General features: G+C 62.0%; 17 protein-coding genes and 1 pseudogene. 3 read left to right on the top strand and 15 right to left on the bottom strand.

The genetic code is table 11. The features are described 5' to 3' along the window. The 4 genes from PHA8399_RS13415 to rpsL form a co-directional block, all read right to left on the bottom strand. Positions 1–836, bottom strand: an 836-nt coding sequence (locus PHA8399_RS13415) for an elongation factor Tu (RefSeq protein WP_058286643.1), incomplete at its 3' end; no start/stop codon positions are given. Positions 837–899: 63 nt separating this feature from the next. Continuing rightward, a complete protein-coding gene (gene fusA / locus PHA8399_RS13410) occupies positions 900–3,017 on the bottom strand; it encodes an elongation factor G (RefSeq protein WP_058286642.1) in 2,118 nt (705 codons plus the stop codon). Positions 3,018–3,035: 18 nt separating this feature from the next. Beyond that, positions 3,036–3,506 (bottom strand): 30S ribosomal protein S7, encoded by a 471-nt coding sequence (gene rpsG / locus PHA8399_RS13405; protein WP_008553314.1) that lies wholly within the window; start codon positions 3,504–3,506, stop codon positions 3,036–3,038. A gap of 15 nt (positions 3,507–3,521) precedes the next feature. Further along, complete coding sequence (gene rpsL / locus PHA8399_RS13400) at positions 3,522–3,893, bottom strand: 30S ribosomal protein S12 (RefSeq protein WP_008204009.1); 372 nt, start codon at positions 3,891–3,893, stop codon at positions 3,522–3,524. Positions 3,894–4,275: 382 nt separating this feature from the next. Between rpsL and PHA8399_RS13395 the strand changes: the two genes are divergently transcribed. After that, on the top strand, positions 4,276–5,079 hold the full coding sequence (locus tag PHA8399_RS13395; RefSeq protein WP_058286641.1) for a putative rhamnosyl transferase: 804 nt from the start codon (positions 4,276–4,278) through the stop codon (positions 5,077–5,079). A 6-nt stretch (positions 5,080–5,085) separates the two neighbouring features. Here the strand turns inward: PHA8399_RS13395 and PHA8399_RS13390 are convergent, their stop codons facing one another. The 11 genes from PHA8399_RS13390 to secE form a co-directional block, all read right to left on the bottom strand. Then, complete coding sequence (locus PHA8399_RS13390; protein WP_058286640.1) at positions 5,086–5,961, bottom strand: DMT family transporter; 876 nt, start codon at positions 5,959–5,961, stop codon at positions 5,086–5,088. Between the two features lie 142 nt (positions 5,962–6,103). Next, on the bottom strand, positions 6,104–10,348 hold the full coding sequence (rpoC, locus tag PHA8399_RS13385) for a DNA-directed RNA polymerase subunit beta' (RefSeq protein ID WP_058286639.1): 4,245 nt from the start codon (positions 10,346–10,348) through the stop codon (positions 6,104–6,106). A gap of 53 nt (positions 10,349–10,401) precedes the next feature. Next, positions 10,402–14,538 carry a DNA-directed RNA polymerase subunit beta gene (gene rpoB / locus PHA8399_RS13380; protein ID WP_058286638.1) on the bottom strand — a complete coding sequence of 1,379 codons (4,137 nt, stop codon included), beginning with the start codon at positions 14,536–14,538 and terminating at the stop codon, positions 10,402–10,404. Between the two features lie 249 nt (positions 14,539–14,787). Further along, on the bottom strand, positions 14,788–15,162 hold the full coding sequence (gene rplL, locus PHA8399_RS13375) for a 50S ribosomal protein L7/L12 (protein WP_058286637.1): 375 nt from the start codon (positions 15,160–15,162) through the stop codon (positions 14,788–14,790). Positions 15,163–15,243: 81 nt separating this feature from the next. Continuing rightward, the gene (gene rplJ, locus PHA8399_RS13370) at positions 15,244–15,762 is read right to left on the bottom strand and encodes a 50S ribosomal protein L10 (RefSeq protein WP_058286636.1); all 519 of its coding nucleotides are present in this window, start codon (positions 15,760–15,762) and stop codon (positions 15,244–15,246) included. A gap of 367 nt (positions 15,763–16,129) precedes the next feature. Continuing rightward, positions 16,130–16,828 carry a 50S ribosomal protein L1 gene (rplA, locus tag PHA8399_RS13365; protein WP_008553767.1) on the bottom strand — a complete coding sequence of 233 codons (699 nt, stop codon included), beginning with the start codon at positions 16,826–16,828 and terminating at the stop codon, positions 16,130–16,132. A 1-nt stretch (position 16,829) separates the two neighbouring features. Continuing rightward, positions 16,830–17,255, bottom strand: coding sequence for a 50S ribosomal protein L11 (gene rplK, locus PHA8399_RS13360; protein WP_008555829.1), 426 nt, complete (start codon positions 17,253–17,255; stop codon positions 16,830–16,832). Positions 17,256–17,461: 206 nt separating this feature from the next. Then, complete coding sequence (locus PHA8399_RS13355; RefSeq protein ID WP_058286635.1) at positions 17,462–17,962, bottom strand: hypothetical protein; 501 nt, start codon at positions 17,960–17,962, stop codon at positions 17,462–17,464. After that, positions 17,963–18,265: a hypothetical protein gene (locus tag PHA8399_RS22350; RefSeq protein WP_145977040.1), complete on the bottom strand. Its 303-nt coding sequence runs from the start codon at positions 18,263–18,265 to the stop codon at positions 17,963–17,965. It lies immediately after the preceding gene. A gap of 139 nt (positions 18,266–18,404) precedes the next feature. Further along, positions 18,405–18,938, bottom strand: a complete 534-nt coding sequence (nusG, locus tag PHA8399_RS13345) for a transcription termination/antitermination protein NusG (RefSeq protein ID WP_008557720.1) — start codon at positions 18,936–18,938, stop codon at positions 18,405–18,407. A 216-nt stretch (positions 18,939–19,154) separates the two neighbouring features. Continuing rightward, a complete protein-coding gene (gene secE, locus PHA8399_RS13340) occupies positions 19,155–19,352 on the bottom strand; it encodes a preprotein translocase subunit SecE (RefSeq protein WP_008554326.1) in 198 nt (65 codons plus the stop codon). A 205-nt stretch (positions 19,353–19,557) separates the two neighbouring features. Here secE and PHA8399_RS13335 point away from each other — a divergent pair, with 205 nt between their 5' ends. Continuing rightward, positions 19,558–21,702: an O-linked N-acetylglucosamine transferase, SPINDLY family protein gene (locus PHA8399_RS13335; RefSeq protein WP_058286633.1), complete on the top strand. Its 2,145-nt coding sequence runs from the start codon at positions 19,558–19,560 to the stop codon at positions 21,700–21,702. 489 nt (positions 21,703–22,191) lie between these two features. Continuing rightward, a pseudogene (locus PHA8399_RS13330) lies at positions 22,192–22,513 on the top strand (transposase); the annotation flags it as partial.

The following is a 22,513-nucleotide window of genomic DNA, read 5'->3' as shown; positions in this document are numbered from 1 at the left end:
ATGCCGCGCAGCAGCGCGCCGATGTTGTCGCCCGCTTCACCGCGGTCCAGCAGCTTGCGGAACATTTCCACACCGGTGCAGGTGGTGGTCTGGGTGTCGCGGATGCCGACGATCTCGATCGAGTCGCCCACGTTGATCACGCCACGCTCCACACGGCCGGTCACAACGGTGCCGCGGCCGGAGATCGAGAACACGTCTTCGATCGGCATCAGGAACGGCTGGTCAACCGCACGTGCCGGGGTGTCGATGTATTCGTCGACAGCCGCCATCAGCGCCTTGATCTTCTCTTCGCCGATTTCCGGATCACGGCCTTCCATCGCCGCCAGCGCGGAGCCCGCGATGATCGGGATATCGTCGCCCGGGTAGTCGTAGGACGACAGCAGCTCGCGGATTTCCATTTCGACGAGCTCCAGCAGCTCTTCGTCGTCGACCTGGTCAACCTTGTTCATGAACACGACCATCTTCGGGATGCCAACCTGGCGGCCCAGCAGGATGTGCTCGCGGGTCTGCGGCATCGGGCCGTCGGCTGCGTTCACAACCAGGATCGCGCCGTCCATCTGGGCCGCGCCGGTGATCATGTTCTTGACGTAGTCGGCGTGGCCGGGGCAGTCGACGTGCGCATAGTGGCGCGCTTCGGTCTCATACTCGACGTGCGCGGTCGAGATGGTGATGCCGCGGGCTTTTTCTTCCGGTGCGCCGTCGATCTGGTCGTAGGCTTTGAAGTCACCAAAGTATTTGGTGATCGCTGCGGTCAGCGTGGTCTTGCCGTGGTCAACGTGGCCGATGGTGCCGATGTTGACGTGCGGTTTATTACGTTCAAACTTTTCCTTAGCCATGATGGCCTCCTTTTGCTTCGAGGGAGGCCCGCACCACCTGCGAGCCCCCTTATTTTCTGACGCTTACGCGTATTTCGCCTGGATCTCTTCCGAGATGTTCTGCGGCACCGGATCGTAGTGATCGAACTGCATGGTGAACTGGGCACGGCCCGAGCTCATCGAACGCAGGGTGTTGATGTAGCCGAACATGTTGGCCAGCGGCACGAAGGCGTCGATGGCGATGGCGTTGCCGCGGTTCTCCTGGCCGGACACCTGGCCGCGGCGGGAGGTCAGGTCGCCGATGATGCCGCCGGTGTATTCTTCCGGGGTGATCACCTCAACCTTCATCACCGGCTCGAGCAGTTTCGCGCCAGCCTTGCGCATGCCTTCGCGCATGCCCATGCGGGCGGCGATTTCGAAGGCCAGAACGCTGGAGTCCACGTCGTGGAACTTACCGTCGACCAGGGCAACCTTGAAGTCGATCACCGGGAAGCCTGCCAGCGGACCGGAGTCCATGACCGACTGGATGCCTTTTTCGACACCCGGGATGTATTCCTTCGGAACCGCACCGCCGACGATACGGGATTCGAAGGAGTAGCCTTCGCCCGGCTCTGTCGGTGAGATGATCAGTTTCACCTCGGCGAACTGGCCCGAACCACCCGACTGTTTCTTGTGGGTGTAGGAATGCTCGACCTCTTTGGAGATGGTCTCGCGGTAGGCCACCTGCGGCGCACCGATGTTCGCCTCAACCTTGAACTCGCGCTTGAGGCGGTCCACCAGGATGTCCAGGTGAAGTTCGCCCATGCCCTTCATGATGGTTTGACCGGACTCGATGTCGGTCTCGACGCGGAAGGACGGGTCTTCGGCGGCCAGACGGGCCAGACCCTGGGACATCTTCTCCTGGTCGGCCTTGGTTTTCGGCTCAACCGCAATCTCGATCACCGGATCGGGGAAGGTCATGGTTTCCAGAACAACCGGGTCGTTGACGGCGCAGAGGGTGTCACCGGTGGTGGTGTCCTTCAGGCCTGCCAGCGCGATGATGTCGCCTGCGAACGCTTCCGTGATTTCCTCACGGTTGTTCGAGTGCATCATCATCATCCGGCCAACGCGCTCTTTACGGCCTTTGGTCGAGTTCAGGAGCGTATCGCCCTTGTTCAGGACACCGGAGTAGATCCGGGTGAAGGTCAGCGAGCCGACGAAGGGGTCGTTCATGATTTTGAACGCCAGCCCCGAGAACGCCATGTCATCATCCGCACGGCGCGGGATGTCACGGGTTTCGGTTTCGTCACCGGGTTTGAAGCCCATGTAATCGACAACGTCCAGCGGGCTGGGCAGATAGTCGATCACGGCGTTCAGCAGCGGCTGCACACCTTTGTTCTTGAACGCGGAACCGCCCAGAACCGGCACAAAGGCCAGGTCCAGGGTGCCTTTGCGCAGCAGTTTGCGCAGGGTCGGCACGTCGGGCTCTTCGCCTTCCAGATAGGCTTCCATGGCGTCGTCGTCCATTTCGACGGCCGCCTCGATCATCTTGCCGCGCCACTCTTCGGCCATGTCCTTCAGGCTGTCGCGGATCGGTGCTTTGATCCACGAAGCGCCAAGGTCTTCACCCTGCCACAGCCATTCTTCCATGTTGACGAGGTCGATCAGGCCTTCCAGCTCGGTTTCTGCACCGATCGGAATACCGACGGGAACAGCACGCGCACCGGTGCGGTCTTCGATCATTTCGACGCAGTTGAAGAAGTCCGCGCCAATCTTGTCCATCTTGTTGACGAACACCATGCGCGGAACCTTGTAGCGGTCAGCCTGACGCCACACGGTTTCGGTCTGGGGCTCAACACCGGCGTTGGCGTCGAGAACGCAAACGGCACCGTCGAGAACCGCCAGCGAACGCTCGACTTCGATGGTGAAGTCAACGTGGCCGGGGGTGTCGATGATGTTCAGGCGGTGCTTCGGGGTGTCAGCGGTTTTGCCGTCCTCGGTGCGCTCCCAGAAGGTGGTGGTCGCAGCCGAAGTGATGGTGATGCCGCGTTCCTGCTCCTGCTCCATCCAGTCCATGGTGGCTGCACCGTCGTGCACCTCACCGATGTTGTGGGATTTGCCGGTGTAATACAGGATGCGCTCGGAGCAGGTGGTTTTACCTGCGTCGATGTGCGCCATGATACCGAAGTTACGGTACAGTTCGAGGGGATATTCGCGTGCCATAGGTCTATGTCCTCTAGCTTACCAGCGATAATGGGAGAAGGCTTTGTTGGCCTCTGCCATTTTGTGGGTGTCTTCGCGCTTCTTCACCGCGGTGCCACGGGACTGGACAGCGTCCATCAGCTCGCCTGCGAGGCGCTCTTCCATGGTGTTTTCGTTGCGGTTGCGTGCGGCAGCGATCAGCCAGCGGATGGCCAGCGCTTCGCGGCGCTCGGGGCGGACTTCAACCGGAACCTGGTAGGTCGCACCGCCCACACGGCGGGAGCGGACCTCGACGGACGGTTTGATGTTGTCCAGAGCTTCGTGGAAGACTTCAACCGGAGCGCGCTTGATCTTGCTCTCAACGCGGTCGAAGGCGTTGTAGACGATACGCTCTGCGACCGACTTCTTGCCGTCGATCATCAGGTTGTTCATGAATTTGGTCAGAACGCGGTCGCCGAACTTGGCGTCGGGCAGGACTTCGCGCTTCTCTGCGGCGTGACGACGGGACATCTCGCTCTCTCCTTCTTACTTAGGACGCTTCGCGCCGTACTTCGAGCGGCGCTGCTTACGGTCTTTGACGCCCTGGGTATCCAGAACACCGCGCAGGATGTGGTAACGGACACCCGGAAGGTCTTTTACCCGGCCGCCGCGGATCAGAACCACGGAGTGTTCCTGAAGGTTGTGGCTTTCACCGGGGATGTAGGAGATCACTTCGAAACCGTTGGTCAGGCGCACCTTCGCAACTTTCCGCATAGCGGAGTTCGGCTTCTTCGGAGTGGTGGTGTACACGCGGGTGCAGACGCCGCGCTTCTGCGGGCACTGCTCGAGGTGCTGGGACTTCGAAACTTTGCGTTTCGGCTGACGCGGCTTGCGGATCAGCTGCTGGATCGTTGGCATTCAGGTATTCCCCGTTTAGCAACTTGTCATGCACGCCGGCGCGTGCGGGTGATTTCGCTGCACTTATGCGTCCACAAGCGCAAAAACCGCAATCGCTCCCGTACCGAGGTGAGACGACGCGGTGAGTTTACAGAGGGCCAGGGTGATAAAAGTGCCCAGGCCTTGAGCCACTGCAATTTTGAATTCGGCTTGTGGAGACATGCTCCGGGTGCCGGATAGCCGGGCATATATGGGGAGTCGCGCAGGTTGTCAACAGCAGCCGGCCGGACGGCCCCTGCCCCGGCCTGCCCGCAGCGGGCCGGCTGCCGCGCGGACGCTTGCCAGGGTCCCGCGCGCCATCCATAGTTGCCGCCAGCGCCATTGTCACGAAACGGATTTCAGAATGCAGGTTATCGGGCTGTGCCGGTTCTCCTACCCGGCGATCGGCGGGTTTCAGGTGGAACATGAAACAATCGAAGAGCGCATCGCCTATCTGTATGACGCCGAGCGGATGGAGGAGCGGTTCCGGCTGCTGGAAACCATCGCCATGCCCTGCCTGCGGGAACAAACCGACCAGGACTTCACCCTGATCGTGGTGACCGGGGGCAGCCTGCCGCGCGGCCACCGCGACCGGCTGCAGGACCTGACTGCGGACATGCCGCAGGTGCAGATCCGCGCGGAGCCGCCGCGCCGCCACCGCGAGGTGATGAAAGAGATCCTCAACAGCGCCCGCCGGGATCCGGACCAGCCCTGTCTGCAGTTCCGCCACGATGACGACGATGCCGTGTCGGTGGATTTTGTCGAACGGCTGCGCGCGGCAGCCGGAGAGTGCCAGGGGCTGCTGAGCAAGAACCGCAGCGTGGCGTTCGACTTCAACCGCGGCTACCTGGCGGAGGCCGGGGCGGAGGGGATTTGCGCGGCGGAGGGCGTTTTTCCTTATGTGGTGCCCGCCCTGGGCATGCATGTACGCGGCGGCTGCCCGCTGACGATCATGAATTTCGCCCACCACAAGATCAACCGCTTCATGCCGACTGTCACGCTGACGGACGCGCCGATGTTCGTGCGCACCCGCAACCGGTTCAACGACTCGCGCGATATGGCAGGCGGCCCGGCGCTGGAGCCGCTGACGCCAGAGCTGGCGGGCGCCTTCGAAGCCCGTTTTGCGATCCGGGAGGCCCGGGTCAAGGACGTCTTCGGCAGCGGCTGAGAGGCCTCAGCCGCGCAGCCGCCGGGCCTGCCGGCGTTCCCGGTAGAGCGTGAAAATGCCGGCTGCGGCCACGATGGAGGCCCCGGCGATTGTCAGCAGATCGGGCCATTCGCCGAACACCAGCCAGCCCAGGATCAGCGCCCAGAGAAGCCCGCTGTAGCGGAACGGCGCGATTGCCGCGATCTCGCCCACCCGCATGGTCATCACCGAGCACAGGTATCCGGCAAAGATGAACAGTGCCGCGCCCAGCAGGGCCAGCCATTCACGGCTGCCCATCGGCTGCCAGTCCACCGCTGCGGAGGACGCCAGCCCGAAGGCCAGCACCGCCAGCGAAGCAGAGAGGGTCACGGTCATCGACGGCACCTCGGGCGGCATCCGGCGGGTGACGAGATCGCGGGCGGTGATGCAGGCGACCGACGCCAGCGCATAAAGGCTGCCCTCGCTGAACCCGTCCGGGCCCGGGCGCACGATCAGCAGCATGCCTGCGAAACCGGCGGCAATCGCCGCCAGCCGGCGCCAGCCCACCGGCTCTGCCAGGACCAGCGCGGCGCCTAGGGTCACGGTCAGCGGCAGCACCTGCAAAACCGCCGTGACATTGGCAATCGGCATTACCATCAGCGCGGTCAGGAACAGATAGGTGGCCGCTACCTCGGAGGCGCAGCGCAAGCCGATCATGCCCCAGGCCCGGCCCGGCAACCGCAGGCGGAGACCGCCCAGCCGCAGGGCCAGGAGGTAGATCAGAGCACTGGCGGCAATACCGCGGATGGTCAGGATCTGCGGCAGCGGCAGCGCCCCGCCGGTCAGCTTTATCAGCGCGTCGTTGAAGGTATAGGCCGCCATCGCCGCGGTCATCAGCAGCGCCCCGGTCTGATTGGGGGTCATTGCCGCGCCTTAAACGTTGCCTGCCGCGTGCTGTCCATTGCTGCGCCCTCCCTGCCCCGGCAACAGATACCCCTGGATGCGGACAGGAAAAAGCCCCCGCATCGGGGATGCGGGGGCTTTTCAGTTTGTCTGATGACGCGGCTTAGTCGCGGCTTTCCGGGGTTTCGACCAGGATATCCAGGTCGTCGCCGCCCATCGCGTCCTCGTCCATCACCGGAGCAGCCAGGGCTGCAGCGGCTTCGGCTTCCTCGCGGCGGGCTTCCAGCACCACGTTGTCGCGGCCCTGGGCGATCTGGCGCACCCGCTGGGTGGCGCCGCCGGTGCCGGCCGGGATCAGGCGGCCCACGATGACGTTCTCCTTGAGGCCGACCAGCTTGTCCCTCTTGCCCTGCACCGAGGCCTCGGTGAGAACCCGGGTGGTCTCCTGGAAGGAGGCCGCCGAGATGAAGGAGCGGGTCTGCAGCGACGCCTTGGTGATGCCGAGCAGGATCGGTTCGCCTTGCGCCGGGCGCTTGCCGCGGGCAATCGCCTTCTCGTTGGCGGTGTCGAACTCCTGCTTGTCCACGTGCTCGCCTTTCAGCAGCGTGGTGTCGCCGGAGTCGGAGATCTCCCACTTCTGCAGCATCTGGCGGACGATCACCTCGATGTGCTTGTCGTTGATCTTCACACCCTGCAGGCGGTAGACGTCCTGGACCTCGTCGATCATGTAGTTCGCCAGTGCCTCGACACCCATGATGGACAGGATGTCATGCGGCGCCGGGTTGCCGTCCATGATGTAGTCGCCCTTCTGGACAAAATCACCTTCCTGAACCGGAATGTGCTTGCCCTTGGGCACCATGTATTCGACGGGCTCCATCGACTCGTCGCTGGGCTCGATCGAGATGCGGCGCTTGTTCTTGTAGTCGCGGCCGAAGCGCACGTAACCATCGATTTCGGCGATGATCGCGTGATCCTTCGGACGGCGGGCTTCGAACAGTTCCGCAACGCGCGGCAGACCACCGGTAATGTCCTTGGTCTTGGCGCCTTCACGCGGGATACGCGCAACAACGTCGCCTGCCATGATCTGCTGGCCGTCTTCGACCGACAGAATGGCGTCCACGGACATCGGGTAGGTCAGCGGGTTGCCCGCATCGCTGCGCACCGGCTCGCCGCCCTCGTCGACCAGGATGATCTCCGGCTTCAGTTCGGAGCCCTTCGGTGCCGCACGCCAGTCGATCACGATCTTCTGGGTCATGCCGGTGGCTTCGTCGGTCTCGTCGCGGACAGCCAGGCCCGAGACCAGGTCGACATACTTGGCGGTACCCGGCTTCTCGGCGATGATCGGCAGGGTGTAGGGGTCCCATTCGAACAGCTTGTCGCCGCGTTTGACCTGCTGGCCTTCCTTGACGAACAGCTTGGAGCCATAGCCCAGCTTGTGGCTGGCGCGCTCTTCGCCGTGCTCGTCCTGGATGATCAGCTTCATGTTGCGGCCGACAACCAGAGTTTCGCCGTTGGCGTTCTCCAGGGTCTGCGGCATCTCGAAGACGATCTTGCCTTCCTGGCTGGCTTCCAGGAACGACTGCTGGCCGCCCTGGGCAACGCCGCCGATGTGGAAGGTCCGCATGGTCAGCTGGGTGCCGGGTTCACCGATCGACTGCGCCGCGATGATGCCGACAGCCTCGCCGGTGTTCACGCGGGTGCCGCGGGCCAGGTCACGGCCGTAGCACATGGCGCAGACGCCCTCTTCGCTTTCGCAGGTCAGCGGTGAGCGGATGCGGGTCGACTGCACGCCGGCCTCTTCCACTGCGTCCGCCATCCGCTCGTCGATCAGCTGGCCTGCGGCCACGATGACTTCCTCGGTGCCGGGGCGCAGGATGTCATCCGCAGCCACACGGCCCAGGATGCGCTCGCCCAGAGACGCCACGACCTCGCCGTCGTTCACAGCCGCTTCTGCGGTGATCGCGCGTTCGGTGCCGCAGTCGAGCTCGCGCACGATGCAGTCCTGCGCCACGTCCACCAGACGGCGGGTCAGGTAACCCGAGTTCGCCGTCTTCAGCGCGGTATCCGACAGACCCTTACGGGCACCGTGAGTCGAGTTGAAGTACTCGAGAACGGTCAGGCCTTCCTTAAAGTTCGAGATGATCGGGGTCTCGATGATGTCGCCGTTCGGCTTGGCCATCAGGCCGCGCATGCCGCCCAGCTGCTTCATCTGAGTAACCGAGCCACGCGCACCGGAGTGGGCCATCATGTAAACCGAGTTCGGTTCCATCACGGCGCCGTTCTCGTCCCGCTTGTCAGCGGAGATGGTGCCCATCATCGCTTCGGTGACCTTGTCGTTACACTTCGACCAGGCATCGACAACCTTGTTGTACTTTTCGCCCTGAGTGATCAGGCCGTCCATGTACTGCTGTTCGAAGTCTTTCACCTGCTCGCGGGTGTCGTCGACGATGGTCCACTTGGTGTCCGGGATCACCATGTCGTCCTTACCGAACGAAATGCCGGCCTTGAACGCCTCGCGGAAGCCCATGGTCATGATCTGGTCGCAGAAGATGACCGACTCTTTCTGGCCGCAGTAGCGGTAGACGGTGTCGATGACCTGCTGAACCTCTTTCTTCCGCAGAAGACGGTTGACCAGTTCAAACGGCGCCTTGGCGTTTTTCGGCAGCAGCGCGCCCAGACGGACACGGCCCGGTGTGGTCTCAAAACGCTTGAGAACCTCGTTGCCTTCCTCGTCGATCTGAGTGATCCGCGCGGTGATCTTGGTGTGCAGGTGCACTTCGCCGGCGTCCAGCGCGTGCTGAACCTCGTCGATTGTGCCAAAGATCTTGCCTTCGCCGGGCATGCCTTCGCGTTCCAGGGTCACATAGTAGAGACCCAGGATCATATCCTGCGAGGGAACGATGATCGGCGCGCCGTTGGCGGGCGACAGGACGTTGTTTGTCGACATCATCAGGACGCGCGCTTCCAGCTGGGCCTCAAGGCTCAGCGGCACGTGCACAGCCATCTGGTCGCCGTCGAAGTCCGCGTTGAACGCCGAGCAGACCAGCGGGTGCAGCTGGATTGCTTTACCTTCGATCAGCGTGGGTTCGAACGCCTGGATGCCAAGGCGGTGCAGCGTCGGTGCGCGGTTCAGCATCACCGGGTGCTCGCGGATCACCTCATCGAGGATATCCCAAACCTCGGGACGCTCTTTCTCGACCAGCTTCTTCGCCTGCTTCACGGTCGAGGACAGGCCCTTGGCCTCCAGACGCGAGTAGATGAAGGGCTTGAACAGTTCGAGCGCCATCTTCTTGGGCAGGCCGCACTGGTGCAGCTTCAGCTCGGGACCGGTCACAATCACCGAACGGCCGGAGAAGTCGACGCGTTTCCCCAGAAGGTTCTGACGGAAGCGGCCCTGCTTGCCTTTCAGCATGTCGGACAGCGACTTCAGCGGACGCTTGTTGGCGCCGGTGATGACGCGGCCGCGGCGGCCGTTGTCGAACAGCGCGTCCACGGATTCCTGCAGCATCCGCTTTTCGTTGCGGACGATGATGTCCGGCGCGCGCAGTTCGATCAGCCGCTTCAGGCGGTTGTTCCGGTTGATCACGCGGCGGTACAGGTCGTTCAGGTCCGAGGTCGCAAAGCGGCCGCCGTCCAGCGGAACCAGCGGGCGCAGTTCCGGCGGGATGACCGGGATCACGGTCATGATCATCCATTCCGGTCGGTTGCCCGATTCCAGGAAGGATTCCACGACTTTCAGACGCTTGATGATCTTCTTGGGCTTCAGTTCGCCGGTCGCTTCGGCCAGTTCGGCGCGCAGCGTTTCGGCTTCCGATTCCAGGTCGATCTGGGCCAGCATGTCACGGATCGCTTCAGCACCGATGTTGGCGGTGAAGGCGTCCATGCCATAGGCGTCCTGGGCGTCCATGAACTCTTCTTCGGTCATCATCTGACCATAGCTCAGGTCAGTCAGGCCCGGCTCGATGACGACGTAGTTTTCAAAGTACAGAACACGTTCCAGGTCGCGCAGGGTCATGTCCAGCATCAGGCCGATGCGGGACGGCAGCGACTTCAGGAACCAGATGTGCGCGACAGGTGCGGCCAGTTCGATGTGGCCCATGCGCTCGCGGCGCACTTTCTGCAGGGTGACTTCGACGCCGCATTTTTCACAGACGACGCCGCGGTACTTCATCCGCTTATATTTGCCGCACAGGCATTCGTAGTCTTTGATCGGGCCGAAGATGCGGGCGCAGAACAGGCCGTCGCGCTCCGGCTTGAAGGTCCGGTAGTTGATGGTCTCGGGCTTTTTGATTTCGCCGTAGGACCAAGACAGGATCCGTTCCGGGCTGGCCAGCGAGACTTTGATTTCATCAAAGACCTTCGGCGGGGTCAGCGGGTTGAACGGGTTGTTGGTGATTTCCTGGTTCATTTTGATACCTCAAATCTTGCGGAAGGGGGGAACGGGAGAAGGGCGCGGGGCCCTTACTCCTCAACCTCCGCATCCAGGAGTTCCATGTTCAGGCCGAGGCCGCGGACTTCTTTGACCAGAACGTTGAACGATTCCGGAACGCCCGCCTCGAAGTTATCCTCGCCCTTGACGATCGACTCATAGACCTTGGTCCGGCCGGCGACGTCATCCGATTTCACGGTGAGCATCTCCTGCAGGGTGTAGGCGGCGCCATAGGCTTCCAGAGCCCAGACTTCCATCTCCCCGAAGCGCTGACCGCCGAACTGCGCCTTACCGCCCAGCGGCTGCTGGGTGACCAGCGAGTACGGGCCGGTGGAACGCGCGTGGATCTTGTCGTCCACCAGGTGGTGCAGCTTCAGCAGGTACTTGATGCCGACGGTGACCGGGCGCGCGAACTGCTCGCCGGTGCGGCCGTCGAACAGGACCGACTGGCCGGACTGGTCAAAGCCCGCACGCACCAGCGCGTCGTTGACGTCGTCTTCCTTGGCGCCGTCAAAGACCGGAGTCGCAATCGGCACACCGCGGGTGACGTTTCTTGCAGCATCGATCAACGCGTCTTCGGACATGCCGGCGATGCCTTCGTCATAGACGTCGTCGCCATAGGCATGGTGCATCGCTTCACGGACCGGGGTCAGGTCGCCCGAGCGGCGGTATTCCTGCAGCGCGTCATCCACCTTGATGCCGAGGCCGCGTGCGGCCCAGCCCATGTGGGTCTCCAGAATCTGACCGACGTTCATCCGCGACGGCACGCCCAGCGGGTTGAGGCAGAAGTCGACCGGGGTACCGTCGGCGAGGAACGGCATGTCCTCCATCGGCACCACTTTCGAGATCACACCCTTGTTGCCGTGACGGCCGGCCATCTTGTCGCCCGGCTGCAGCTTGCGCTTCACCGCGATGAAGACCTTGACCATCTTCATCACACCCGGCGGCAGGTCGTCGCCGCGGCGGACCTTCTCGACCTTGTCCTCGAAACGGGCGTCCAGGGCGCGCTTCTGCGCCTCGTACTGCTCGTTCAGGGCTTCGACGATCTGGGCGTCCTGCTCGTCTTCCAGCGCCAGCATCCACCACTGGCCGCGGGACAGGGAGTCCAGCAGATCCTCGGTGATTTCGGTGCCGGCACGCACGCCTTTCGGACCTTTGACAGCAACTTTGCCCAGGATCATGCCGCGCAGGCGGGCATAGATGTTGCGGTCCAGGATCGCCAGCTCGTCGTCCCGGTCACGGGCCAGACGTTCGACTTCTTCACGCTCGATCTGCAGCGCACGCTCGTCTTTTTCAACGCCGTGGCGGTTGAAGACGCGGACCTCGACCACAGTACCGTAGTCGCCCGGCTTCACGCGCAGCGAGGTGTCGCGCACGTCGGAAGCCTTCTCGCCGAAGATGGCGCGCAAGAGCTTCTCTTCCGGGGTCATCGGGCTTTCGCCCTTCGGAGTGATCTTGCCGACCAGAATGTCGCCCGGCTCCACATCGGCGCCGATGTAGACGATGCCCGCCTCGTCGAGGTTGCGCAGGGCTTCCTCGCCGACGTTGGGGATGTCGCGGGTGATTTCTTCCGGCCCGAGCTTGGTGTCACGCGCGGCGACTTCGAATTCCTCGATGTGAACCGAGGTGAAGACGTCGTCACGCGCGATGCGCTCGGAGATCAGGATGGAGTCTTCGTAGTTGTAGCCGTTCCACGGCATGAACGCGACGACCACGTTCTTGCCCAGAGCCAGTTCGCCCATATCGGTCGACGGACCGTCGGCGATGACTTCGCCCTTGGTCACGGTGTCGCCCACCTTCACCAGCGGACGCTGGTTGATACAGGTGTTCTGGTTCGAGCGCTGGAACTTGCGCATGCGGTAGATGTCGACGCCCGCATCGCCCAGCTCCAGATCTTCGGTGGCCCGGATCACGATCCGCTGCGCATCGACCTGGTCGATGATACCCGCGCGTTTCGCCTGGATGGCCGCGCCGGAGTCGATCGCAACCTTTTCCTCGATGCCGGTGCCGACCAGCGGCGCCTCTGCGCGCAGCAGCGGAACCGCCTGACGCTGCATGTTCGAGCCCATCAGAGCGCGGTTGGCGTCGTCGTTTTCCAGGAACGGGATCAGCGAGGCCGCAACCGAGACCAGCTGCTTGGGCGACACGTCGATCAGGTCAACGCTTTCGTTCGGCGCCAGGGTGTAGTCACCCGACTGGCGGGTCGACACCAGGTCGTTGATGAACTTGCCGTTTTCATCCAGCGAGGCGTTTGCCTGCGCCACGGTGTGACGCATTTCCTCGGTGGCGGACATGTAGTGAACCTCGTCGGTCACCTGTCCTTCTTTCACCACGCGGTAGGGCGTTTCGATGAAACCGTACTTGTTCACCCGGGCAAAGGTTGCCAGCGAGTTGATCAGACCGATGTTCGGGCCTTCAGGAGTCTCAATCGGGCACATCCGGCCATAGTGGGTCGGGTGAACGTCGCGGACTTCAAAGCCCGCGCGCTCGCGGGTCAGGCCGCCCGGGCCAAGCGCCGACAGGCGGCGTTTGTGGGTGACTTCCGACAGCGGGTTGGTCTGGTCCATGAACTGCGACAGCTGCGAGGAGCCGAAGAATTCGCGCACCGCGGCTGCTGCCGGTTTCGCGTTGATCAGGTCCTGCGGCATCACGGTGTCGATCTCGACGGAGGACATCCGCTCCTTGATCGCACGCTCCATGCGCAGGAGGCCGACGCGGTACTGGTTTTCCATCAGCTCGCCGACGGACCGCACGCGGCGGTTGCCCAGGTGGTCGATGTCGTCGATATCGCCGCGGCCGTCGCGCAGGTCGACCAGCGCCTTGACACAGGCGACGATGTCTTCCTTGCGCAGGGTGCGCTGGGTGTCTTCGGCGTCGAGCGCCAGGCGCATGTTCATCTTCACGCGGCCGACGGCGGACAGGTCGTAACGCTCAGAGTCGAAGAACAGGGTGTCGAACAGGGCCGACGCGGCCTCGACGGTGGGCGGCTCGCCCGGGCGCATCACACGGTAGATGTCCATGAGCGCGCTTTCGCGGGTCCGGTTCTTGTCCTGCGCCATGGTGTTGCGCATGTACGGGCCGACGTTGACGTTGTCGATGTCCAGCACCGGAATGTCGGTGATGCCCGCATCCAGCAGCTCTTTCAGGGAGCCGCCGATCAGGTCGCCGTCCTTGTCGTACTCCAGGGTCAGCTCATCGCCGGCTTCGACGTAGATGGCGCCGTTGTCTTCGTTGATGATGTCCTTGGCGACGAACTTGCCGACGATGTGCTCGAAGGGCACCAGCAGCTCGGTGATGGTGCCTTCCTCGATCATCTTCTTGACGGCGCGCGGGGTGACTTTCTTGCCCGCTTCGCAGATGATTTCGCCGGTGGCAGCGTCCACCAAGTCATAGGTCGGGCGGGTGCCGCGCACGCGCTCGGGGAAGAAGGGGGTGACCCAGCCGCGGGACTTTTCAAGCTTGAAGTTGACGGTGTTGTAGTAGGCATCCATGATGCCTTCCTGGTCCAGGCCCAGGGCATACAGCAGCGTGGTCACCGGCAGCTTGCGGCGGCGGTCGATACGGGCAAAGACGATATCCTTGGCGTCGAATTCGAAGTCGAGCCAGGAGCCGCGGTACGGGATGATGCGGCAGGCAAACAGCAGCTTGCCCGAGGAGTGGGTCTTGCCCTTGTCGTGGTCGAAGAACACGCCCGGCGAGCGGTGCATCTGGGACACGATCACGCGCTCGGTGCCGTTCACGATAAAGGTGCCGTTCGGGGTCATCAAGGGCATGTCGCCCATGAAGACGTCCTGCTCCTTGATGTCCTTCACGGACTTGGCGCCGGTGTCCTCGTCGACATCAAAGACGATCAGGCGCAGGGTCACCTTCAGCGGCGCGCTGTAGGTCATGTCGCGCTGCATGCATTCTTCGACGTCGTATTTCGGCTTCTCGAAAGAGTACTTCACGAACTCCAGAACGGAGGTTTCGTTGAAGTCCTTGATCGGGAAGACCGACTGGAACACACCTTTGATGCCTTCGCCGTCAAGCGGCTCTGCTGCATCGCCGGAGCGCAGGAACAGATCGTAGGAAGATTTCTGCACCTCAATGAGGTTCGGCATTTCCAGCACTTCGCGGATTTTGCCGTAGTATTTACGTAGACGTTTCTGGCCAAGGAACGATTGAGCCATGTCAGATGTCACCTTTCCGAGTTCTCACCGGTCAAGGTTGCCGCCGGGCCCCGGCACCTTGCCCATACGAGACAGCGCGTTCGGATCAATTCATGGCCACCGTCCCGAAGGCAGCCTCCCGATCCCTTGAACCTCGCCTGAAAAAGCGCCTCTTGCCTGAGGCCCTTTTTAAGACAGGTTCGGCTGGGCCCGGAAAACTCCGGACCCAGCCAAATTTCCGATGCATCAGGAATGCACCAGATGCAGGTCTTAGGCCAGCTCGACTTCGGCGCCAGCTGCTTCCAGCTTGCCTTTGATGTCTTCTGCTTCGTCCTTGGACACGCCTTCTTTGATTTTGCCGCCGGCTTCAACCAGTTCCTTGGCTTCTTTCAGGCCCAGGCCGGTGATGCCGCGAACTTCTTTGATCACGTTGATCTTGGAAGCGCCGGCGTTCTTCAGAACGACGTCGAATTCGGTCTTTTCTTCTTCAGCTGCACCGCCGGCGTCGCCGCCAGCTGCCATGACAACTGCGCCGCCTGCTGCGGGCTCGATGCCGTATTCGTCTTTCAGGATGGTTTTCAGTTCTTGTGCTTCCAGCAGGGTCAGACCCACGATGCTTTCTGCGAGTGCTTTCAGATCAGCCATTGTATCAGCTCTTTCCGTTTACAGTATGTGTGTTCCAACGTGCGGGCTTGTGCCCCACGCCAGCCATTCAGTGCCAACCGCTTACGCAGCTTCCGCCTTCTCTTCGATGGTCGAAAGGATGCTTGCGATGTTGCTTGCAGGTGCGCCAATCGCGCCGGCGATGTTGGAAGCAGGTGCGCCAATGCAGCTTGCGATCTGAGCAATAAGCTCGTCGCGGGACGGCATTTTCGACACGGCTTCGACACCGGCACGGTCCAGAGCGTTCTCACCCATTGCACCGCCGAGGATCTCAAACTTTTTGTTATCCTTGGCGAAATCCTCGGCCACCTTGGCGGCGGACACGGGATCTTCGGAGTAGGTCAGAACGGTCATCCCTGTCAGCAGGCCGGCCATGCTCTCACACGGCTTACCCTCGAGGGCGATTTTGGCGAGCCTGTTCTTGGCAACACGCACGGAGCTGTTCGCGTCACGGGCACGTGCGCGCAGATCCTGCATCTCAGCAACTGTCAGACCGGCGTAGTGAGCAACCACCACGACGCCAGAGCTTTCGAAGATCTGGCCGAGTTCCTCGACCACTTTCTCTTTCTGGGCTCTATCCACAGTTCTCTCCAAGTTAGGGATGCTTGCGCATCCCGGCTCATATTTGCCGACCCAGATGAACCGGCGTTCAGGTCCGTTTTACGGGATGAGCCAAATCCGCCCGAGGGATTGAAAACCCCCGATCTTCTTGGTCTGTACCCGTCTCAGGAGGGAAATTAAGGCCCGATCGGAGGCCACCCACCATCTTGGACGAAATGAAATAAAGCGCACGACGAATCGCACGCTTTATCTCAAGGCCGTAGTTAGCCCCATTGGCGGGGATTTCCAAGAGCGAATTTGGAAAATGCGCCTGCGCGCGGGGGTCCGCCGGGACAGAAAAAGGGCGGCCCTTGCGGAGCCGCCCTTCTGGCATCAGCTGTGCGCCCGATTATTCGGTGACAGCGTTGTCCACGTCAACCGTGATGCCCGGACCCATGGTCGAGGACAGGTTGATCTTTTTCATGTAGGCGCCCTTTGCGCCCGACGGCTTGGCTTTGGCCACAGCCGACACGAAGGCACGGACGTTCTCGACCAGCTTGGCTTCGTCAAAGGACGCTTTGCCGACGCCTGCGTGCACGACGCCGCCTTTTTCCGCCTTGAACTGCACTTCGCCGCCCTTGGCTGCTTCCACGGCCGCTTTCACGTCCATGGTCACAGTGCCGACTTTCGGGTTCGGCATCAGGTTGCGCGGGCCGAGGATCTTACCCAGACGGCCGACGACGGGCATCATGTCCGGGGTCGCGATGCAGCGGTCAAAGTCGATCTTGCCGCCCTGGATCGCTTCCATCAGGTCCTCTGCGCCAACAATGTCAGCGCCGGCCGCGGTGGCTTCGTCTGCCTTGGCGCCGCGGGCGAAGACTGCAACGCGCATGTCTTTGCCGGTGCCGTTCGGCAGGCCGACCACGCCGCGGACCATCTGGTCTGCGTGGCGGGTGTCGACGCCCAGGTTCATGGCGATCTCGACGGTTTCGTCGAATTTGGCAGAGGCGTTGGCCTTGATCAGGGCAACGGCTTCCTCGACCGACAGGTTTTCCTTGCCGGCGAAGGCTTCGCGCGCGGCGCGGGTACGTTTACCGAGCTTTGCCATCTTACTTCACCTCGATGCCCATGGAGCGGGCAGAGCCCAGGATGATCTGCATTGCGCCTTCGATGTCGTTGGCGTTCAGATCTTTCATCTTGGCTTCGGCGATCTCTTTCACCTGGGCCACGGTCACGGTGCCGACGGTTTCACGCGAAGGGTTGTTCGCGCCGGATTTCACCTTGGCCGCCTTCTTCAGGTAGTAAGACGCGGGCGGCGTCTTGATGTCCATGGTGAAGGACTTGTCCTGATAGTAGGTGATCACGGTCGGGCACGGCGCGCCGGGCTCCATGTCTGCGGTCTTGGCGTTGAACGCCTTGCAGAATTCCATGATGTTGATGCCGCGCTGACCCAGGGCCGGGCCGACCGGCGGAGAGGGGTTTGCCTGACCTGCAGGAACCTGCAGCTTCATCGAACCAACAAGCTTCTTAGCCATTTGGTTTTCCTTTCAACGAGGGCGGGACGCGTCCTGCCCGGAGAATGTTGCGTGGTCGGATTTCAGGATCGCGATCCCTTGATCTCCCACGAGAGAATCTCGCCCGAAGACGATAGAGGCGGCGTTTACAGGGGAATGCGGGGGTTGGCAAGCGGGCATCATCAGCCAAAGGCTACTCGCAGAGGCCCGCCTCATTTTTGATAGAGCTAGTTTACCTTTGTGAGTTCTTCTAATTTCTCATCGACCTCATGCAACCTGTTGTAATTATTTCCAAAACGAATCTTGAAATATAGTGCACAGATAGCAATCAAGGCCGCGACGACCCCTAAAGCCGAGCTAGCCAACCCGCCAAAGCTAATCAAAAACCTCGAACCAACTGCGACAGCGAGATCAACCATTACCGCCGACGTCCCAACCATCGTAAGTCCAACTGTGCCGGCAGCCATGGTCCACCAACGAGACCAGTCCTGAGCGCGCGCTAAATCCGCCCCGATACGTCCAACATCTTTTCGAAGTTTTGCAATTTTTGCCAAATATGCCTCAAGCTCTTCAGCCGGGACGGCCTCCCCTTGAGGGTAAAACTTATCTGCTGTCTTCAGAAGCTCAATATCTTTTACAAAGTCATCTTTGACGCCTCTATCCAGCCGAATTTCCTTAGAAATTCTCTCCAGCTCCTCAAAAAGCTCCTTGTGATCAACATACGACATTTAGGCGTCCTTCGTATAAGTCGACAACAAGCCGGACATACCAAGACCTGCAACAATGGATTGCTTTGCCGTTTCAGGTTCGGCAAGGACAAAAACTATTGCTGACCCAAGCAAGGTCGAAACGATCAGGTCCAGGAAAATAACATAGGATTTTCCGCTATTACCCACATTAAAGTTCATTGCTCCGAGAACTGAAACTGGGACGCGATCTTGAACACGCGTCAAGATCAATAGCATGAAGGCACCAAGGCAACACATGGGGAAGGGAGTAAGGAACCAAGAAAAATACGGAATCTCTGTCACCTTGAACGCCCCAAAGATTGCAACTGCACAGACCTAAAAAGACCTCTCCAAAAGATAGGTCCCTCTATTGACTACAGCAAGACAAAAAACGCCGCGTTGAACCCAACGCGGCGCTATGAATTCCACTGCTGGGGCTAAATCACCCCTGCTTGGTCACCTGGGCAAAGTCCAGCTCGACCGGGGTCTCGCGACCGAAGATCGACACGGTGACCTTGAGCTTCTGGTTGTCCTCGTCGACCTCTTCGACCATGCCGTCGAAATCCTCGAACGGGCCGTCGTTGACCTTGACCTTCTCGCCGATCTCGAAGTGGATCAGGGTGCGCGGCGTCTCGACGCCCTCCTCGACGCGGCCCAGGATGCCCTGCACCTCTGCGTCGCGCATCGGCATCGGGCGGCCCTGCGGGCCCAGGAAGCCGGTGACGCGGTTGATCGAGGAAATCAGGTGATAGCCGCGGTCGGACATTTCCATGTGCACCAGCACGTAGCCGGGCATGAAGCGGCGCTCGGTCGAGACCTTCTTGCCGCGGCGGATCTCGATCACCTCTTCCGTCGGGACCAGCACCTCGTCAATTTCGTCCTCGAGCCCCTGCTCGGCGACCGCGGTGCGGATCTGCTCTGCGATTTTCTTTTCGAAGTTCGAAAGAACGCTGACCGAGTACCACCGTTTCGCCATGAACCGTTGTCCTTGTTCTGCAGGGCGGGCCGGTGCCGCGCCGCTGCGTAATCATTCCGTTGCAGCCCTGAAGCTGCGCTCTCCAACAAAAAGCGGCGTGCAAACCGAATCGCTGCACGCCCGCCTCAATAGTTCCTGCTCAGGTACCGCCCATTGCCGCCAAGATCAAGTGCAGCGCAGCAGCCGCGGGCCCGGAGCCGTCATACCGCTGCAGGCTTAGCCGAACATCCCCAGAAGGCCCTGCAGGCCATAGCGGATCAGCAGGTCGACCAGCGCGAAGAACAGCGCTGTCAGGGCCGCCATGATAAACACCATGACTGTGGTCAGCAGCACCTCGCGCCGGGTCGGCCAAACGACCTTGGACACTTCGGCACGCACCTGCTGGATGAACTGAACTGGGTTGATAGTCGCCATGCTGGGGGAGTCTCTCTGCTAGCAGTGCAGGCGATTTAACCGGTGCGGCCGCTGAATTCAAGCCCTGTGCCCGGCACCGCTGCAGCGGATCGGCCCCGGTCAATCCATTTTTAATCCACTTCGCGCAAAACTGTCCTCAGAAGCCCCGGTGCGCGACGCGTGCCGCGCAGGCGCCCTCCCGTGTGTTTCAGTGAGACAGGATGCCATGACACCCGCACATACCCTTTCCCAGGCCGAGCAGTTTGAACGTGATGCCAAGTTCGAAGATGCCGTGCTCGCCTACGCCGGAATTCTCGCCCGCAACCCGAAGAATACCCGCGCCCTGCAGGCCCTGGATTCGCTGCGCGGCCGCCTGCGGGAGCAGCGCGAGCCATCCGCAGACACCAAGGCGGAGCTGGAGGCGGCGCTGGAGGCCGGGCGGCCGTTTGAGGCTGCCGACAGCTGCGGCGCCCTGCTCAAGACCTTCCGCGAGTCGCATTTCCTGTGGGACTTCCTAGGCCGCTGCCATCTGGCCGCCGGCCATCTGGACAATGCGGCGACCTGTCTGAACAGGGCCTGCGGCATCGACGCAAAGGAAGCGGGCACCTATGCCGCGATGGGTCAGGTTCACATGGCGCGCGGGCAGCTGGAGAATGCCGTGGCACTGTACCGCAAGGCGCTGGCGCTGGATGCCGATTGCCTGCTGGCGCTGCGCAGCCTGGCCGAGGCGCTGCCGCTTCAGGGGCGCAGCTCAGAGGCTGCCGCAGCGCTGCACCGGGCGGTTGCGCTGGCCCCCGGCGATGCCGCGCTGCACCTCACCCTGGCCGGCCTGCTGCAGAAGCTCGGCGCTGTGGAAGAGGCCGAGGACCACTACACCCGCGCCGTGGCTCTGCAGCCGGAGCTGGCCGAGGCGCAGTTCCAGCTGGGCCTTCTGCTGAAGGCCGGGGGCCGTCCTGCGGATGCGCTGCCTTGCTTTGACAAAATCCTCCGGGCCTCCCCGTCCGACGACCGCGCCCGCACGCAGCGGCTGCATGTCCTGGCAGAGCTTTGCGACTGGCGCTGGGTGCAGGAGTACGAGGAGTACCGCCGCCTTCTGGGGCTGCGCAGCAGCGGCTGCGATCCCAGCGCGCTGATGGTGATGGAGGACAACCCGGACCTGCTGCGGGTGCGGGCGCAGGCCTATGCCAGCGAGGTGTTCCCCGAGGTGGAACCGCAAACCGCCCCGCCCGCGCCGCAGCGCCCGGAGCGGCTGAAGGCCGGGTATGTCTTCTCTGCCCGCGACGCCGAAGACGTGCTGAGCCATCATGCGGCAATTTTCGCCGCACACGACCGCAGCCGGTTCGAAGTCTTTGCCTATGCCACAGGCCCGGGACTTGCGGAGGAAACCGCCGCAGCGCTCCGCAGCTCTGTCTCTTGCTTGCGCATACTGGACGGAACCTCAGGCGGGGCCGCCGCGTTCAAGGCCGACGGGCTGGACATCGCCGTGGACCTCTCGGGCTATTGCGGCGGCAACCGGAGCGGCCTGTTCAGCGCCAGGCTGGCGCCCTTGCATATCGCCTGGCCCGGACACCCCGGCACCATGGGAACCGCGGCGTTTGACTATCTGCTAAGCGACGGCACCACCTGCCCGCCCGGCAGCGAGCGGTACCACAACGAACATCTGCTGCGCCTGCCGGACAGCTGCCTGGCGGTGACCGCGGCGGTTGCCGCCAGCGGCGCGGAGCGGGCGGATTGCGGCTTGCCGGACGCGGGCTTTGTTTTCTGCAGCTTTGCCCCGGCCAGCCAGATCACCCCGCAGGAATTCAGTATCTGGATGCGCTTGCTGAGCAGCACCCCGGACAGCGTGCTGTGGCTGCTGGACCACGGCGCGCACGCCGTCTCGAACCTGCGCCGCGCCGCGGCCGCCCGCGGTGTCGACCCGGACAGGCTGGTCTTTGCCCGGCCTGCAGAGCGCACGGAGCATCTTGCCCGGCTGGCGCTGGCCGGCCTGTGCCTCGACACCTTTACCGTCAATGCCAGCGCTGCCGCCCGCGATGCGCTGGCCGCCGGGGTGCCGGTGCTCACCCTGCCCGGTCAGCAGTTTGCCGCCCGCACCGGAGCAAGCCTGCTGCAAGCCGCCGGAATGCCGGAGCTGATCGCAGACAGCGCGGAAGACTATGAGGCAAAGGCTGCGGCACTGGCCGCAGATCCGGAGGCCTGTGCTGCTATTAAACGCAAGCTGCGCGAGCGGCAGCAGGACGCCCCCCTGTTCTCCGCCGCGCGGTGCGCCCGGCAGATCGAGAGCGCTTATGACGCGGCTTATGACCAGTTTTTGCGAGGTGCTTCCCCTAGCCACCTAACACTCTCCGGCACGCAGACGCCTCAGGGCTAACGCCAAGCGCCGTCCACCCGCCGTGGGCGGCCTGAGCTTTCGGATTTTCGGGAGACTGGCAGGGGCAGCAGGGTTCGAACCCGCGACCTACGGTTTTGGAGTCCAGATCAGACCCTTGAAATAAGAGGGTTTTTCTTCAAACCACCTCAGTTTTCACACTAATAGAATCAAGCACTTAAGAGGAAAATCCCAACTACATTTGCCCTCTAAGTTACCGCGCCTACGCTACTGAGAAAGGCAAGCACACACGGCTGGAAACGAGGACAAGGCCCGAAAACCGCTAGGAAAGGCGTTTGAATCACACAATCACAACCGAGAAGTGCATCTTTTCACATACCTTCACCTATGGTCTACTTGCGCAATTTAGTGAGGAAGTAGCCTATGGCCCGCATTTCAAACCCGCTCTTGTTCTCCAAACACTTTGACCTGCCCCCCGCAAAATCCCTCACCATGAAGTAGAGTCTGTCCAACCTATGTAGGAGCAGACGAATGCGTAAGAGCCGTTTCACCGAGGCGCAAATCATCGGGATGATCAAAGAGCAGGAAGCCGGGATGCCGACGGCGGAGGTGTGCCGCCGGCACGGCCTGAGCCCGGCAACCTTTTACAAGCTGAAGTCCAAGTATGGCGGCATGGAGGTATCGGAGGCCGCGCGGCTGAAGGCGCTGGAAGATGAGAATGCCAAGCTGAAGCGGCTGCTGGCAGACACGATGCTCGACAACGTGGTTTTGAAAGACCTGCTGGGAAAAAGCTGACGACACCGAAAGAGCGGCGAGAGGCAGCGCTCAATGCAATGCGGGATCATGACATCTC

This window comes from Leisingera aquaemixtae (assembly GCF_001458395.1).
GTDB lineage: Bacteria > Pseudomonadota > Alphaproteobacteria > Rhodobacterales > Rhodobacteraceae > Leisingera > Leisingera aquaemixtae.
This window is presented reverse-complemented; position numbering and strand designations above follow the sequence as displayed.

Excerpts from the sequence above, each read along its gene's own strand:
- fusA (WP_058286642.1), bottom strand. The coding sequence starts at position 3,017 with ATGGCACGCGAATATCCCCTCGAACTGTACCGTAACTTCGGTATCATG.
- rpsG (WP_008553314.1), bottom strand. The coding sequence starts at position 3,506 with ATGTCCCGTCGTCACGCCGCAGAGAAGCGCGAAGTCCTGCCCGACGCC.
- rpsL (WP_008204009.1), bottom strand. The coding sequence starts at position 3,893 with ATGCCAACGATCCAGCAGCTGATCCGCAAGCCGCGTCAGCCGAAACGC.
- PHA8399_RS13395 (WP_058286641.1), top strand. The coding sequence starts at position 4,276 with ATGCAGGTTATCGGGCTGTGCCGGTTCTCCTACCCGGCGATCGGCGGG.
- PHA8399_RS13390 (WP_058286640.1), bottom strand. The coding sequence starts at position 5,961 with ATGACCCCCAATCAGACCGGGGCGCTGCTGATGACCGCGGCGATGGCG.
- rpoC (WP_058286639.1), bottom strand. The coding sequence starts at position 10,348 with ATGAACCAGGAAATCACCAACAACCCGTTCAACCCGCTGACCCCGCCG.
- rpoB (WP_058286638.1), bottom strand. The coding sequence starts at position 14,538 with ATGGCTCAATCGTTCCTTGGCCAGAAACGTCTACGTAAATACTACGGC.
- rplL (WP_058286637.1), bottom strand. The coding sequence starts at position 15,162 with ATGGCTGATCTGAAAGCACTCGCAGAAAGCATCGTGGGTCTGACCCTG.
- rplA (WP_008553767.1), bottom strand. The coding sequence starts at position 16,828 with ATGGCAAAGCTCGGTAAACGTACCCGCGCCGCGCGCGAAGCCTTCGCC.
- rplK (WP_008555829.1), bottom strand. The coding sequence starts at position 17,255 with ATGGCTAAGAAGCTTGTTGGTTCGATGAAGCTGCAGGTTCCTGCAGGT.
- PHA8399_RS13355 (WP_058286635.1), bottom strand. The coding sequence starts at position 17,962 with ATGTCGTATGTTGATCACAAGGAGCTTTTTGAGGAGCTGGAGAGAATT.
- nusG (WP_008557720.1), bottom strand. The coding sequence starts at position 18,938 with ATGGCGAAACGGTGGTACTCGGTCAGCGTTCTTTCGAACTTCGAAAAG.
- secE (WP_008554326.1), bottom strand. The coding sequence starts at position 19,352 with ATGGCGACTATCAACCCAGTTCAGTTCATCCAGCAGGTGCGTGCCGAA.
- PHA8399_RS13335 (WP_058286633.1), top strand. The coding sequence starts at position 19,558 with ATGACACCCGCACATACCCTTTCCCAGGCCGAGCAGTTTGAACGTGAT.